The 2,376-nt window shown below is 59.3% G+C and carries 1 protein-coding gene; it reads left to right on the plus strand.

The genetic code is table 11. From position 1 onward, the window contains the following. Positions 1-2,233, plus strand: a 2,233-nt coding sequence (locus tag R2N11_RS26320) for a Tn3-like element IS1071 family transposase (protein ID WP_074196488.1), incomplete at its 5' end; no start/stop codon positions are given. Positions 2,234-2,376: the final 143 nt, after the last annotated feature.

Genomic DNA, 2,376 nt, shown 5'->3' on the forward strand with positions numbered 1-2,376 from the left:
GGAGCGCATCGACCTGCTTTACACGCTGGACGTTCATAAGCACCTGGCAGACATCCCCGATCTCATCTTGCGCCGCTACGCGCGCCGACTTGTCTCCAGGCCGCCCTCAGCCGGAGCCAAGATCAAAGAGCCAGCGCGCACCGTGGAGGTCGCATGCTTTCTTCGGTATTGCCTGTTCACCACCACAGACCAGTTGATCCTTATGGTGCAGCGCCGGATCGCCGATCTGTGGCGTCAGGCTGCCGCCGATGTCCCCGCTACCGTCAATTGGGCCGCAATGTACAAAACGCTGCTCGGCGAACTTGTTGCCTTGAGCGCGCAAGGTGCGGTGCCAGATGCTGAGTTGCGTGCCCGTCTTGAAGCCTTGATCACCGAAACCCAGAAACGCAAACCACCGAGCAGGGCCTCCCTGGTCCGCGAGGGATTGATTGATGGAATTCGCCCCGTGCGGTCGTTGCTCGTCGCCATTGCAAAGCTGCCCTGGCAGGCCACCGGCGAGCATCCTGCCATCGAGTACCTTGCCAAGCTGCAAGCTTTATATCTCAAAGGATCCAGAAAGCTGCCAGTTGAAGTGGTGGCACCAAGTCTGGGAATGATCTGGCAGGTTTCGATCTCCAGCCCAGACCGGGAACGGGCGTTTCAGGCGTTGGAGGTGGCCACCCTGTTTGCCCTGCGCCGCGCGGTGCGCAATGGCTCGGTCTGGATTGAGCACAGCCTGAGCTTTCGGGGTCGTGCGCGCTTGTTCTTCACGGACGAGCGTTGGCAGGCAGAGTCCAAGAAACACTATGCCCGTCTATCGTTACCCAGCAAGGCTGCCACTTTCTTGAAGCCTTTGCTGGCCAGAGTAACTGCCGGTGTCGATGCGGTGGCCGCTGCAGCCCGCAGTGGCGTACTGCGCGTGGATGATGAACTCCATTTGTCGCCATTGCCCGCAGAGGACGAAGACCCAGAAGTGACCAAGCTGCGCGCGGCTTTGGATCACCGCATCGGTGAGGTTCAATTGCCGGAAGTGATTCTGGCCGTTGACGCCCAGGTGCGCTTTAGCTGGATCATGCTCGGACGTGAGCCGCGCTCTACCGACGAGCTGCTGATGGTCTATGCCGGCATCATGGCCCACGGCACCAGTCTGACTGCGGTCGAATGCGCGCGCATGATTCCGCAATTGTCTGCCACCAGCATTCGCCAGGCCATGCGCTGGGCGCGGGACGAACGGCGTCTGAGCCAGGCCTGCCAGGCTGTGCTGGAATTCATGCAGCGACACCCGATTGCCGCCACCTGGGGGCGGTCCGATTTGGCATCTTCTGACATGATGAGCATGGAGACCACCAAACGGGTGTGGCAAGCCCGGCTTGATCCTCGGCGCAACACACCTTCCATTGGAATCTACTCCCATGTAAAAGACCGGTGGGGCATCTTCCATGCGCAGCCCTTTGTGCTCAATGAGCGCCAGGCGGGCGTGGCCATTGAAGGTGTCATCCGCCAAGAAAAGCTGGAGACCAGCCAGCTTGCTGTGGATACCCATGGCTACACCGACTTTGCCATGTCACATGCCCGTTTGCTTGGTTTTGATCTTTGCCCGCGGTTGAAGGAACTCAAACAGCGCCACCTCTTTGTGCCACGCGGCACCAAAGTGCCCGCAGAAATCGCTGCGGTGTGCGAAGCCAATGTCGACGTCGCTTTGATCGAAAAGCATTGGGATAGTCTGGTGCACCTGGCAGCCTCGGTCATGAGCGGACATGCCAGTGCGGTGGCAGCTCTTGCGCGGTTCGGTTCTGCCGCCCAGGGCGATCCAATCTATGAGGCTGGCGTGCAATTGGGGCGGTTGCTGCGTACGGCGTTTTTGGCTGACTACTTTGTCAAGGACGCTTTCAGGAACGAGTTGCGCCGGGTGCTCAATCGGGGCGAGGCTGTTAACGCCCTCAAGCGCGCCATTTATACCGGCCGGATCAGCCCGGCGCAGGCCAAACGTGTCGATGAAATGCAGGCTGTGGCCGATGCGTTGAGCCTGATGGCCAACATCGTGATGGCGTGGAATACCTCACAGATGCAGGCGGTCCTGGATCGCTGGTCGAACCGCCGCCAGGTCATTCCACCGGAACTGATCGGGAAGATTGCGCCCACCAGGCTGGAGAGCATCAACTTGCGGGGTGTGTTTCGCTTCCCGGTTGACCGCTATGCTGACCAAATCCTGCCTTCGCGGCCAAATGCATCGATAACTGGCACCAATGGATGAAACCGACCACGGTTTGACGCCACGAATCGCAGATTTGAAAGTGAACAGGAAAGTCAATGAAATCAACGATCTACCAACACCACCTCCGCGCCAGTGCTAGCTTTTCGTACCGTCACTTATTGCACTGAAAACGAGGAGACCCC

It is taken from the genome of Ralstonia flaminis, assembly GCF_958415495.1.
GTDB classification, from domain to species: Bacteria; Pseudomonadota; Gammaproteobacteria; order Burkholderiales; family Burkholderiaceae; genus Ralstonia; species Ralstonia flaminis.